Source organism: Porphyrobacter sp. YT40 (assembly GCF_006542605.1).
Lineage (GTDB): Bacteria > Pseudomonadota > Alphaproteobacteria > Sphingomonadales > Sphingomonadaceae > Erythrobacter.
The window spans coordinates 3,000,414-3,012,472 of the sequence record NZ_CP041222.1; the positions used below are offsets into that span (position 1 = coordinate 3,000,414).

Annotated in this window: 10 protein-coding genes and 1 pseudogene; 8 read left to right on the plus strand and 3 right to left on the minus strand. The window is 62.0% G+C overall.

Annotated features, from left to right (window positions below):
* The first annotated feature begins 389 nt into the window (after positions 1-389).
* The 4 genes from E2E27_RS14110 to E2E27_RS14125 all read left to right on the plus strand — a co-directional run bounded on the left by E2E27_RS14110 (position 390) and on the right by E2E27_RS14125 (position 5,162).
* Entirely contained in the window at positions 390-1,112 is a 723-nt protein-coding gene (locus E2E27_RS14110; RefSeq protein ID WP_141460171.1) for a GumC domain-containing protein, read from the plus strand.
* Complete coding sequence (locus E2E27_RS14115; RefSeq protein ID WP_141460173.1) at positions 1,105-1,479, plus strand: hypothetical protein; 375 nt, start codon at positions 1,105-1,107, stop codon at positions 1,477-1,479. The genes E2E27_RS14110 and E2E27_RS14115 overlap by 8 nt, the downstream gene beginning before the upstream one ends.
* A gap of 616 nt (positions 1,480-2,095) precedes the next feature.
* Positions 2,096-4,222, plus strand: a complete 2,127-nt coding sequence (locus E2E27_RS14120; protein WP_141460175.1) for a plasmid recombination protein — start codon at positions 2,096-2,098, stop codon at positions 4,220-4,222.
* A gap of 124 nt (positions 4,223-4,346) precedes the next feature.
* The gene (locus E2E27_RS14125) at positions 4,347-5,162 is read left to right on the plus strand and encodes an HNH endonuclease (protein ID WP_141460177.1); all 816 of its coding nucleotides are present in this window, start codon (positions 4,347-4,349) and stop codon (positions 5,160-5,162) included.
* On the opposite strand, the gene E2E27_RS14130 is transcribed toward E2E27_RS14125, so the two are convergent.
* Both E2E27_RS14130 and E2E27_RS14135 read right to left on the minus strand, forming a co-directional pair.
* Complete coding sequence (locus tag E2E27_RS14130; protein WP_141460179.1) at positions 5,137-6,090, minus strand: DNA cytosine methyltransferase; 954 nt, start codon at positions 6,088-6,090, stop codon at positions 5,137-5,139. The two genes, E2E27_RS14125 and E2E27_RS14130, sit on opposite strands and share 26 nt — an antisense overlap.
* Before the next feature lie 502 nt (positions 6,091-6,592).
* Positions 6,593-7,342, minus strand: a pseudogene (locus E2E27_RS14135) (MauE/DoxX family redox-associated membrane protein).
* 76 nt (positions 7,343-7,418) lie between these two features.
* On the opposite strand from E2E27_RS14135, the gene E2E27_RS14140 reads away from it, so the two are divergent.
* From E2E27_RS14140 to E2E27_RS14155, 4 genes are read left to right on the plus strand one after another with little or no spacing between them, the layout of a single operon-like run.
* The gene (locus E2E27_RS14140; protein WP_141460181.1) at positions 7,419-7,841 is read left to right on the plus strand and encodes a MerR family transcriptional regulator; all 423 of its coding nucleotides are present in this window, start codon (positions 7,419-7,421) and stop codon (positions 7,839-7,841) included.
* A 6-nt stretch (positions 7,842-7,847) separates the two neighbouring features.
* The gene (locus E2E27_RS14145) at positions 7,848-9,563 is read left to right on the plus strand and encodes a copper resistance system multicopper oxidase (protein ID WP_141460182.1); all 1,716 of its coding nucleotides are present in this window, start codon (positions 7,848-7,850) and stop codon (positions 9,561-9,563) included.
* A complete protein-coding gene (locus E2E27_RS14150) occupies positions 9,560-10,498 on the plus strand; it encodes a copper resistance protein B (RefSeq protein WP_234036067.1) in 939 nt (312 codons plus the stop codon). Before E2E27_RS14145 ends, E2E27_RS14150 begins: the two co-directional genes overlap by 4 nt.
* Before the next feature lie 20 nt (positions 10,499-10,518).
* A complete protein-coding gene (locus E2E27_RS14155) occupies positions 10,519-10,899 on the plus strand; it encodes a copper resistance protein CopC (RefSeq protein WP_141460184.1) in 381 nt (126 codons plus the stop codon).
* A gap of 74 nt (positions 10,900-10,973) precedes the next feature.
* On the opposite strand, the gene E2E27_RS14160 is transcribed toward E2E27_RS14155, so the two are convergent.
* Positions 10,974-12,005 (minus strand): response regulator, encoded by a 1,032-nt coding sequence (locus E2E27_RS14160; protein WP_141460186.1) that lies wholly within the window; start codon positions 12,003-12,005, stop codon positions 10,974-10,976.
* Between the last annotated feature and the right edge of the window lie 54 nt (positions 12,006-12,059).

A 12,059-nucleotide genomic window follows, 5' to 3' on the forward strand; every position in this document is an offset into this window, starting at 1 on the left:
ATTGGTGCTCTTCTGGCTGCATGCGCTGACTTACTGCAGGGTAAGAGGCGCAGGTCGCTCCGGCTTCCATCTGATCTGACGATATTCATATCCATCCTGATGGGTTGGATGGCGATTGTGGCGGCAATTTTTTGTCGAAGTGCGGAATCGCGCCGCAAGATGCCGCTTCCCGCGGACATTCGACGGCGTGGTGTAATTCGACCGCCACAGACCTTCGCTGCCCCGTAACCCCCTCTGACACGGCCAATCGCGCTGCGGGCAAGGTCCCCAGCGCTGTCCCGAATTGACCGGCATGTGGTGCGAGATCTGCGAGCCCTGCGATATCGCAGGAGCCGTAGGACTCGCAGGCGCCTCAGGTGATCACGCCGGTCCTGGCAGAGAATTTCCCCATGAAGAAGAAGAAGGATTGGGTCTCCACGGACGACCTATACAGTATGTTCGATGGCCTCGTTGAGGGTGGTGCCCAACTCGACGACCTCAACGGCTACAGCGCCGCAACCTCCTTGGGTTTACAGGCAAACGGCCGCCTCTACGCAGCGTTTGGCCAGTGGAAATCAGCTCGCAAGGCCACCGCTGAAAACGCGACCTTTCCGCTGCCCACCGAATTGGTGACTGATTTCAGGCAGCAGCTGGAAACCATCTTGGCGCAAATCCTGACGTCGTTTTCCGACACCTGCAAAGCGGTTGGCGCTGAAATACAGGCGCGCAGCCGCCGCGAGGTCTTGGCCGCTGAAGAAGCGTTGGAGCGGCAGAAGAACGAGGTCGGGCACCTTGTCGATCAGCTGTGTCAGGCAGAGCAGCAGAGAGACGAATACAAAGAGAACGTCGCCAAGCTCAGCGCCCAACTTGGGCGTGCCGAGAAAGATCGCACTAAACTCCAGGCCCGCTTGGAAGAAGCCGAACAGCTCCTTCAACGGCTACTGGCACGCATCCCCCTCACCGCAGAAGCAGAGCCGCCGCCTGCCGAGCCAGACCAAACAGCCGGGCCACTCGGCACGGGTTCTGACGCCACCGTGGCCGATGAAAAGCTGGCGCCGATGCTTCCCCTCGAAGCCTCCAGAGCCACTGCTCTGACCGGTGCTGCCCCGGCAAAGGAGGCTGGCGATGAATAAGCGTCGGCATTTCGACTGCTGGGACGAACTGGCCCACATCGCACGCACAAGGCACGACGCAGAACTCAGCACGCATATGATGCAGCTGCGAACCAAGCTCGTTCAGACCGAAAGGGAGCGCGATGATCTTCGCGCTCGGCTTGATCTGGGTTTCTGCAGGTTCTGTAGCGAAAATCGGGCTGCTTCGTTCGACTACGAACAGGACCCACTCGCAGCACGCGCTGTTGACGGGTCCGTGACACTGGCGGCGGACGACATGTTCGCCATCGCTCAGGAGCAGGAGCGCGCCTCGGCTACCGGCTGCGCGGGCGCAGACCTCCGCAATGGCGGGCAAAACGAGGAAGAGGAAGATGACATTCCCTTCTGACCGTCAGGCGAGCGTGCTGCGCCTTCCTGACGAAGCTGCCTTCGTGCTCGAAAAGGGGCAATCGGCCATCAGGGCGGTTAGAACCTTTTCGACCCCGCGGTCGCGGGCGCACGAAGGCTGCATTGCGCCATTGCAATGGCGCAGCGTCGCTGGTCGGTCGCACGGGAACGGGCCGCCACCGGTTCTTGTTCGTGCCGATCGTCTGGCTGGAGCCGATCACCCGGGAGGGTGGTCGTCGCTCCAGCCAGTCACCGCGCCTGCGGTTACGATCGGTTCGAACATGCGCTGTAATGGCGCACGTCCCAATGGCTGGTCGCACTGGTGTGCGCCGCCACCGGTTCTTGGTCGATCCGATCGTGCGGCTGGAGCTGATCAACCGGCAGGGTGGTCGTCGCTCCAGCCGCTCACCGCGTCTGCGGTTACGATCGGTTCGAACATGCGCCGTCAATGGCGCGGCCCCCTTTGCCTCGGCCCCGACGAGGCTGGCCCGCAGCACACGCGAAGGGCCACTCCCGGCCGGCTGGTGCCGGACGCGAACGGGGGTCAATTCAGCGAATTGACCCAGAGTGAGTGAACTAACCGACCCCTAATTACCCCACTGAACTGGTGTGTTGTCATGACCAAGAAACTTTACGCCATTTGCCGCTGCACGCGCCTGAAGACATGGGAGGACGTTGCGGAGGCAGCCCGCCACAACGGCCGCGATCAACGTGAACGCTCCACCATCGAAGGACGCCCTGCACCCCATGAATTCGTGGACCGAAGGGGGCTTTCCGTCGTCGCACACGGGAAAAAGCTAATGTCCCAATGTGGCATCACGGTCGCCCCAGGTCAGGTTATCGCGGTGGAATACATGATCACCGCATCACCGGAATGGTTCAAAGGCAAGGAACGCAGTGAATGCGAAGAGTGGATCAACTGCTCACTCGAATTCATCCGCAAGCGCCACCCGAGGGGCATGCTATCCGCAAAGCTGCATCTGGATGAGAGCACGCCGCATCTGCACGTGATCTGTTTGCCGCTTTACGAGGATATCGTCCGCAAGAGGGGCGCCCGGCCTAAAACGCCGGAAGCTGTCGCACGGCGAGCAATGGAGGAGGCGCTCGCCCCGAAGGTTTGGCGCCTCTCCTACGATCGCGTAATGGGCAAAAGCCGCTATGCGTTGCGCGATATGCAAGACCAGTATCATCGTCACGTTCAGCATCTTGGCTTGGCCCGGGGTGAAGATACGGTCGGCCAAAACAAGCGCCACACTCCCCTGAAAGAATTCCGGCAACAGCTCGAGGAACGTGAACGCGAACTCGACCACATCGGCTTCGAGCAGGAGCAGCGGACGCTAGCCCTGCGACGCGCTGAGGACGAACTGGCCTTTCGCATCCGAGAGTTTGCCCGGCAGGTGGGAGAAATAGAGGAGGAACGCCGTAGCCTGCTGGCCTACCGGACCGACCTTGAAACCGAGCGGAAACTGCTGCTGGCGGATCTTCAACGGCGCGAGGAAGCCATTGCCATAGCGGAAGTGAAGCAGCGCGAAGAGCTGGCCGCACTCGATCGGTCACGCGCTGACCTACTTCGGCGTGATGCTGCTGTCGCAGCCAAGGCGGGTGAAGTTGAGCGAGATAGAGCTCGGCTCGATCAACGCGAAGCCGACCTTGTGCGTCGGACGTCAACGATACGCCAAGCAGAGGTGGAGACGGCGGCGCAGCTACAGCTTCTTTTGCGCCACGCAGCGGACCGGGAAACTCCTCGGCGCACCACCGAGCAACTTGCATCAACGGAAGTCGAGCGTAACGTTGCACGTCAACCTTGGCCGGCGGCAATCAACGGGCTTCGTGACCTACTGCAGCGCACGGCACTGGCTCGCCGACGTATGGCCGAGCGGCTGTTGCGGATGAGGAAGCGGCTTCGGTCCCTCGTCCAACGCGAGCGGACCGTGGCAATCAGCGAACGTGCCCTGGCCCTGCGCGAAACGACCCTAGGCGATAGGGAGCGGAAACTCGACGGTCTTCTCGCCGCCGCAGAAACCCAGAAACGTCAAGCAGCCACGCTTGACGCCAGTGCACGGGAGCAGATGCGTGAGATCGCGTCGAGGCGGCAGGAGCTTGGAAAGAAAGAGGCTGGACTGCAGGCAGAGCGCGCCGCACTACTCGCTGATCGCGCTGCACTCGACGGGCGGGCGGCTGAAATTTCGATTATTCAAGGGGATATCGATACCGCCAGACGCAAGCTCACGGCAAACAGGGAAGGATTACAACGCAGGACCGATGAACTTGCGAGGGACCGCAAAGCCCTTGAAAAGCTGTCGTCAGAGGCCCTGAAATCATTGATCCAATTAAATACCAAGCAGGCAGAAGTGGAAGCAGAAAGAGATCGCCTCAGTATCAAGAGAAGAATAAGCAAAGCGGAGAATGGTATCATAAATGATGCTATTCAGGGCAAAATATCTCTAGCCTCTCATAGCGGAAAATTCTTTGTCCAAAAGTCGAGTGGCTGGACTACGCTTTTAATTGATGGGCGTCTTCCGTCGCAAAACACATCAAATATACTTAGTATCATCATCAATTTACGTCGTGCAGAGCGTGAGATTGTCAAGTCAGCAGAAAAGCTCCAGTCCGTGGCTGACGAAATTGAAGCCCTTCGACCTGACATGAATCAAACAATTGAGATTCAGCGCAATATAATTTCTGCAGCGAAGAATGTCAGATTCAATTTCCTTGATCATGACCATAATGGCATCAAGGCGTGATTAAAGTCATGCTAAATCATTGAGGATCTCATCATTAATCTTCATAGGTCCAATCTTGACGGACAGACGCTAGCGGTCCCGGCCCAATGTTGACCCATCGTTGAACTGCTGCCACCCTCCGCGCATGACTGACCCCACTGGAATCGATGACTGCGACAGCAAGCTCAACCACGTCGCCAAAGCGATCTTGGATCTACTGAGGCAACATCCCGATGGACTGGACATAGACCAGCTCAAGGACACGCTCGACGTGGGTGCCGACCAGATGCACCTCGACAGAAGGCTTCGTAGCCTGAGGAAATACTACGACGTCCCCGGCACCTTCGAGGGTGGCCGCTACGTTTACAAGCTCGGTGCCCGCAAAACCAGCGTTACCGATTCCGGCGTAATCTCGGGCCGCCTCCGCGCCGAGGCACTCAACCTCGCAAAGGGGCGCTGCCAGATGTGCGGCAAGACCGTCGCAGACGACCGTGTGAAACTCCAGATAGACCATAAGGTCCCGCAGGCTTGGGGTGGCCTCACCGTGATCGAGAACCTCTGGGCTATTTGCGGCGAATGCAACAACGGGAAGCGCGACCACTTCCAGTCTTACGACCCGGACGAGATGGCCGAGCTCCTCGCCTACGAGTCTGTGCACGAGCGCATTGCCCACTTGTTAAAGCTGCACATCGGTCAGCCAGTGGACTCGAACGTGATCGAATTCGTAGCGAACGCCACGGAGCGACAGGAGGACTGGCAGAAGCGCCTACGCGACTTGCGCTATCCCGTCATCGGATTGGAGATTACTAGCGGACGCTACCGCACACCGCAGGGCTTTACCCGCAGCACCTACACCCTCCACAACTGGCGGGACTTACCACCCAACCACCGCCAGCTGATCAGGGACTGGGAAAACCCCGCCAAAAAGCCTCTGCTCAAGCAACGGCTAGGGATCGCCTAACGCTGATCGCCTTCCTGAGCTCAGTCGCAACGGCAGTCGCGACGGGCGGTGGGAAGGCATTGCCCACTTGCCTGTATGCCGCAGTCTTGCGACCGGCAAACTTCCACTCTGGAGGGAAGCCTTGGATGAGGGCCACCATGGGGACAGTCAGGCGGGGCATACCCACGAAGTCAGCGGCGGGTGCTTCTTCGGCGATGGTGCGGCCTTCAACGCCCAGCTTGGCCCACGCGGCACGGGCCCTAGTTGGCCCGAGATCTGGACCGCCATGCTTTTTCGACCCACCAACCACGGTGGGTGCGATCTCATCTGCCCGATCGCGCCAAGCCTCGGCACCCAGCCACCCGTTCGCGGCCATTAGTGGATAAAGTGTCTCACCCACAGTCTTGGGGTTATAACGCTCGGTGCAGGGCCAGGCGAAGTCGCTCCAGAACTCCCTCTTGGTAGCCACGATAACCACCCGCGGACGGAGCTGTGGCACGCCGAAGTCAGACGCGTTCAGAAGACGCCAGTCGGCTTCATATCCAAGCTTGCGCAGTTGAACCTTGAGGCTTGCCCGGTAGTCTTCGAACACTGCGTCTAGAAAGCCTCGAACGTTCTCGATCATAACGGCCTTGGGTCGCACGGCGTCGATAATGTCGAGCGCGTCGGGGAACAGGTTGCGCTCGTCCAGCGCACCGAGCTGCTTGCCCGCCACAGAGAAAGGGGGGCAAGGCAAGCCCCCTGCGACCAACTCCACTCCCTTGAAGTCGCCGGAGCGATCCTTAAACACACGAACGTCGTCCTCGATCACGCTCCACTTCGGCCGATTCAACCGCAGCGTCTCACAGCAGTGACGATCGATCTCCACTAGGGCCTCATGTTCGAAGCCCGCTTTCTCTAAGCCGATTGCTTGTCCGCCGGCGCCGGCACAAAGTTCAACTGAGTGCATGACGAATCCCTATTTGTTCCTTATCTGTTCCGCCATGCCACGAGCGGACTTTGCTCACAAGGCATTAGTTTTGCGATCAGACCGCGTAAAGCACCCGGAAGCCTGAAAAAGTCCGCATTGACCGCTTATCCCAGATATGAAGGCCACTTCGGCCGACTAGGTTAAGACGAAGCTGGGCTCGACCGAACACCTGTTAAGGCAATCGGGCAGGCAAACGAGACGTGGGAAAAACGAGTCGATAACTCCGTTTGGCGCCTTGCCAACCTAGCCATTTCTTCGCCATTTACCTCGCACACGGGTAACATGCTCGTGCTCAAACCGCTGTTTTTGCATGGTTAAATTTGCGTGAAGGGCACAGGCCTGAATCCTGTCTCCCCGACCACTTTTCGTCGTTTGAAACTCCACGGCTCACTCGGTTCCACCGCCGACCTTGGCCTGAGGAGGTTGGTCGGAATGCCTTCCCAGCCAATTTCGCCACAGTCCGTGCGCGACAATGCCGTTCCTACATCACGGCTTTGAACACCATCCAAAGCGCCATGGCGATCATCATCAGGTTTTCGGTGAGCGATACGAATCCGAGGGGCACGTTGCTGTTTCCCCCGACGCACGCGCATTTAAGTTCGCGCCGGTCAATATAGACCGCCTTGAACACACTCGCCGCGCCGATCGTGCCGATGAACAGCGCCACCGGCACCGACACCCAATCGAGCACATGGGCGGTCATCAGCAGCCCCGCCAGACCCTCGGCATAGGGATAGATCGCGCCATAGGGCACCTATCGCTTCGCCAGCAGGTCGTAATTCAAGAACATCGTCGCAAAGCTCTCGATATCGCGGAGCTTCAGATAGGCGAGGCCCACCATCGAGAAGCTGACGAACCATTCCGCAGCGAGGATCGAGACCGCTTCGCCCGTTGCAACGAAACCCGCGCCGAGCGCCATCAGAGCCATCAGCGCGAACAGCACGATCACCGGGCGATAAGTCGTCGCATTCGGGTCGGCGACCTTGAGGCCGAAGTGCCGTCGCAGATCGTCATAGCCGCCGATGCGCTGCCCGTCGATGAAAGTCTGCGGGGTGGTCTCGACCCTGTGTTCGGCCTTGAAGCGGTCGGTCTCCTCGCGCGTGGTGAGGTGATGATCCTCCACCGCGAAGCCGCGCGAACGCAGCAGGTGGCGCGCCTTGAGGCCGTAGGGGCAGGTGTGGCTGGGCATCACCATGCGGTAGAGAACGGCGGTTTTTGCGGGTGAGGACATGACGAGGTTTCCGTTGAACGCTTCAGGATTACCCGTATATAAGTCCCGTAGTGTGGTACGGTTTCAAGAGGCAATCATGAAAATCGGCGATCTCGCCCGTGCGGGCGGTGTTTCGGTGGAGACGGTGCGCTTTTACCAGCGGCGCGGGCTGCTGGCCGAGCCGCCGCGCGGCAGCGGCGCGCGGCGCTACGCCGACAGCGATCTCGAGCGGTTGCGCTCGATCCGCGCGGCGCAGACGGCGGGATTCACCCTTGAAGAAATCGCGACGCTGCTGAGCCTCGACCAGCATGATCGTGCCACCGCGCGTGCACTTGCCGAGGCGCGGATCGCCGCAATCGACGAGAAGATCGCGACGCTGCAGACGATGCGCAGCGCGCTCGAGACACTGGTGACGGACTGCGCGCACGGCGGTGACGGGCCGTGCCCGATCCTCGCCGCCTTCAGCATGCCGCCCAGGCCCGAAGCCGCCGGCAACCCGATCCGCGCGCGCCGCGGATAGGACGCCATGACCAACTTTTCTCTATCCCGCCGCGGCTTTGTCGGAGCCGTGGGCGCCGCCGCTGGGCTGACCGCGACGCCTGCCTGGGCGCAGGGGCATTCGGTCCACCCAAAGCGCGGCGGCGCGCCGATCAAGGTCGGCTTCGACAGTCTCTCCGGCCCGGTGATCGACCTGTCCGTCGGGCAAGGCGAGCGCTTAGTGCAGGGGCGCAAGGGTCACGGTATCGCGGTCAATGGCTCGGTGCCGGGGCCGCTCATCCGACTGCGCGAGGGCCAGAACGTCCGCCTCAACGTCACCAACCATCTGGACCAGGACACCTCGATCCACTGGCACGGGCTGTTGCTGCCCTTCCACATGGACGGCGTACCGGGGATCAGCTTTCCCGGCATTAGTCCGGGGCAGACCTTCACCTACAAATTCCCGGTCCGGCAGGCAGGGACCTACTGGTATCACTCTCACTCGGGTCTTCAGGAGCAGCAGGGGCATTACGGCCCGCTGATCATCGATCCGGTGGGCGACGAACCGGCGGAATATGATCGCGATTATATCCTGCTGCTGAGCGAATTCACCCCGCTCCACCCCCATTTCATCATGGACCGGCTGAGGAAGGGCGAGGGCTATTTCAACTACCAGCAAACGAGCTGGGCCGACGAATATCCCCTCTCTGCCGAAGACCGCCGGATGTGGGCCGAGATGCGCATGCCCGCGACCGACATCGCCGACGTGACCGGCTCCACCTACACTTACCTTGCCAATGGGCGCGGACCGAAGGAGGGGATGGAATACCTGTTCCGCCCCGGCGAGCGGGTGCGGCTACGGATCATCAACGGTGCCGCGCAGAGCTTTTTCAACCTCCGCATCCCCGGCCTTCCCATGACGGTGATCGCCGCCGACGGCCAGAACGTGAAGCCTGTGGAAGTCGACGAGTTCCAGATCGGCACTGCCGAAATCTACGACGTGATCGTCGAGCCCGGCGCGGCGGAAGCCTACACGATCGTCGCGGAGAGCATGGACCGTTCCGGCATGGCGCTCGCCACCCTTGCCAGCCGCCCCGGCGCGCGCGCGGCGATCCCGCCGCTGCGCAAGCCCTCGCTGCTCGACATGGGCGACATGGGCATGAACCATGGCGATATGGGTGCCGGGCACAGCATGGAAGGCATGAAGATGCGTGACACGCTGCTGCTGCCGCCCGATGTGAAGGTGGGGCCGGGCATCGACATGGTCTCCATGGCCCCGGTCGACAAGCTGGGCGATCCCGGTCTCGGCCTGCGCGATGTCGACCACCGCGTGCTCAATTACCGGATGCTCTCGGCGCTGGAACCCAACCGCGACACGCGCCGCCCATCGCGTTTGCTCGAGCTCCATCTCACCGGCAACATGGAACGCTATATGTGGTCCTTCGACGGCGAGATGTATTCTGCCGTCTCGGACAAGCCGATCCGCTTCGCCTTTAACGAGCGGGTGCGCGTCAAGCTCGTCAACAACACCATGATGGCGCACCCGATCCACCTTCACGGGATGTTCTTCGAGCTGGTCAATGGCGAAGATGCCGCGCACCAGCCGAGGAAGAACGTGGTGATCGTCCAGCCCGGCGCATCCGCGCAGTTCGATCTGACCGCCAATGAACCGGGCGACTGGGCGTTCCACTGCCACCTGCTTTACCACATGCATGGCGGGATGATGCAGACCGTCACGGTGATGGGGCCGGAGGCGGGCCGGTGAGGACTCCTATTGTCGCACTGGCCGCGATGCTGGGTTTCCCGGCGATGGCGCAGCACCAGCACCACGAAATGCCCCAACAGGAACCGCAGCAGGATTCGCACGCGGGCCATGACATGGCCGCGCCCGAAGCCGATCCGCATGCGGGGCACAATATGGGCGCGGCGGAAAAGCCCGTCTCCCCCGGCCCGACCATGGAAACCTCGCCGCCTGCCGCTGCCGGAAGCGGGCCGCCGCGCGCGGCCGATGCGATCTGGGGGGCAGAGGCCATGGCCGCCTCGCGCGAAGAATTGCGCCGCACCCATGGCGATTTCCCCGTCTTCTGGTTTCAGGGCGACCGGCTGGAAGCGCAGGTGCGCGAAGGTGAAGACATCTATCTGTGGGACATTCAAGGCTATTACGGCGGCCCCACCGAACGGCTGTGGTTCAAGTCCGAAGGCGAAGGCACATTCGGCGAGAAGTCCGATGAGGCCGAGGTGCAGGCACTCTATGCTAAGGCTTTCGCGCCCTTCTGGGACGTGCAGGCGGGCCTCCGGCACGATATCGCCGGGCCGGACACCACCCATGCGGTAATCGGCGTGCAGGGCCTTGCACCCTATATGTTCGAAATTGATGCCGCGCTGTTCCTTTCGCATCGGGCCGATGTGACGGCACGGATCGAAGCAGAGGTCGATCAGCGCATCACCCAGCGCCTGATCATTCAGCCCCGCATTGAGGCGAACCTGTCGGCGCAGGACATTCCCCTGCTCGGCGTGGGCGCAGGGCTCGATCGGATCGAGGTCGGTGCCAGGTTGCGTTATGAAATATGGCGCGAATTCGCGCCTTATGTTGGCATCGAGCAATCCTGGCGCACCGGCGCAGGGGCCGACTTCGCCCGCGCACGCGGCGAAGATCCCTCCGTCACCAGCCTTGTCGCCGGCATCCGTTTCTGGTTCTGATCAACAGCAAGGACACATCCATGCGTATCCCCGCCCTTCTCGCCGCCCTCGCGCTTTCGGCAATCGCACCCTCCGCGCTTCTGGCCCACGTGAAGCTGGCCGCGTCCACGCCGACAGCGGGAAGCGAGGTCAAGGCGCCCAAGGCCATCATACTCACGTTCAGCCAGCCCGTCGAAGCGTCCAGCGCCGCTGCCAGCATCGTGATGACCGCGATGCCGGGAATGGCGAACCATGGCGAGATGGCGATCCGCAACTTCACCGCCAGCTGGTCGCCTGATGGCCGGACCATGACGCTCGCCCTGAAGAAGCCCCTGCCGGCGGGAACCTACGAAGTGCGCTGGCAAGCCGCTGCGGCTGACGGCCATTCGATGAGCGGAACTGTCACCTTCGAGGTCAGTTGACCGTTCTTCGGCGGCAGCCTCGCGTCCGGGATGGCATCGGTTGCTGACGGGCAGGCGTTCGGGCCTCGCTGCGATCAATTCGCGGCGTTGGTTTGCTCCAGTATCCACTCCGGGATCGCTTCCTGCCTGAGATCGGCGAGGTCGAGCCCCTGGGCGCGTACCGCGTCGTAGCGGTCACGCGGGGCGTAGTCGGCGGGACGCTGGTGGAAGACCTTGCCCCCGGTCTCGGCGAGGATACCGAGGCCGCGCACGCCATCGGCGCCGCTGCCGGTCAGCAGCCCGCCCAGCGCCGGCAATCCGCTGCGCGCGAGCGAGCCGAACAGCAGGTCGGCCGAGGGGCGGCAACCGTTGATCGGATCGCGCTCGACCAGTCGCAGCCGCGGCGGCTTGCCCGCCTCGATGATCACATGGCGGGTCGGATCATGCGCCAGCCACACCTTGCCGATTTCGAGCGACACCCCGTCCACCGCATCGCCCAGCTGGCACGGCAGCGAGTGGCGCATCGCGCGCACTGCGTTCTCGACTGCGGCAGGATCGGCATCGAACACGACGACAGTGGGCGGGCAGGCAGCATCATAGGCAGCGAGCACCTGCCGCGCGCTTTCGATCCCCGCCGCCCCGCAGGCAAGCGCGACGATGCGCCCGTCGGAGCGGTAGCGCGCCCCGCTAGCCCCCGTATCGCCTCCCTCGCCGCCGGGTTTCAATTCGCCCGCCGCAGCCTTGAGCACGATGTCGCCGAGCTGGCGCACGGTCGCATCGAACTCCTCGCGTGAGGTGTGGAGCGGCTTGGGAAAGCAATGCACCGCCCCCAGATCGAGCGCGCGCCGGGCGGTGCCGGTGCCGGCCTGGGTGATGCTGGACAGCATGATCACCGGCATCGGCCGGGTTGTCATAACCTCTTCCAGAAATTCCATCCCGCTCATGCCCGGCATTTCGACGTCGAGCGTCAGCACATCAGGCTTGAGCGCATCGAGCTGATCGCGCGCTTCATCGGCGTTCTTGGCCGTGCCGCACACCTTCACGCCTTTCGCATTGTCGAGAATGTCGCAGAACAGCGCGCGCATCGCGGCCGAATCGTCGACCACCAGAACCTTAACATCGGCCATTGTCGCTCAACCTCTTCATGGCGTTCGCGGCCCGGCCGGGGGTGCCCTGTCGCG

Bases quoted from the DNA above. Each gene is read 5' to 3' on its own strand.
- E2E27_RS14155 (WP_141460184.1), top strand. From the start codon at position 10,519: ATGCGTATCCCCGCCCTTCTCGCCGCCCTCGCGCTTTCGGCAATCGCA.
- E2E27_RS14160 (WP_141460186.1), bottom strand. From the start codon at position 12,005: ATGGCCGATGTTAAGGTTCTGGTGGTCGACGATTCGGCCGCGATGCGC.
- E2E27_RS14115 (WP_141460173.1), top strand. From the start codon at position 1,105: ATGAATAAGCGTCGGCATTTCGACTGCTGGGACGAACTGGCCCACATC.
- E2E27_RS14145 (WP_141460182.1), top strand. From the start codon at position 7,848: ATGACCAACTTTTCTCTATCCCGCCGCGGCTTTGTCGGAGCCGTGGGC.
- E2E27_RS14120 (WP_141460175.1), top strand. From the start codon at position 2,096: ATGACCAAGAAACTTTACGCCATTTGCCGCTGCACGCGCCTGAAGACA.
- E2E27_RS14125 (WP_141460177.1), top strand. From the start codon at position 4,347: ATGACTGACCCCACTGGAATCGATGACTGCGACAGCAAGCTCAACCAC.
- E2E27_RS14130 (WP_141460179.1), bottom strand. From the start codon at position 6,090: ATGCACTCAGTTGAACTTTGTGCCGGCGCCGGCGGACAAGCAATCGGC.
- E2E27_RS14140 (WP_141460181.1), top strand. From the start codon at position 7,419: ATGAAAATCGGCGATCTCGCCCGTGCGGGCGGTGTTTCGGTGGAGACG.
- E2E27_RS14110 (WP_141460171.1), top strand. From the start codon at position 390: ATGAAGAAGAAGAAGGATTGGGTCTCCACGGACGACCTATACAGTATG.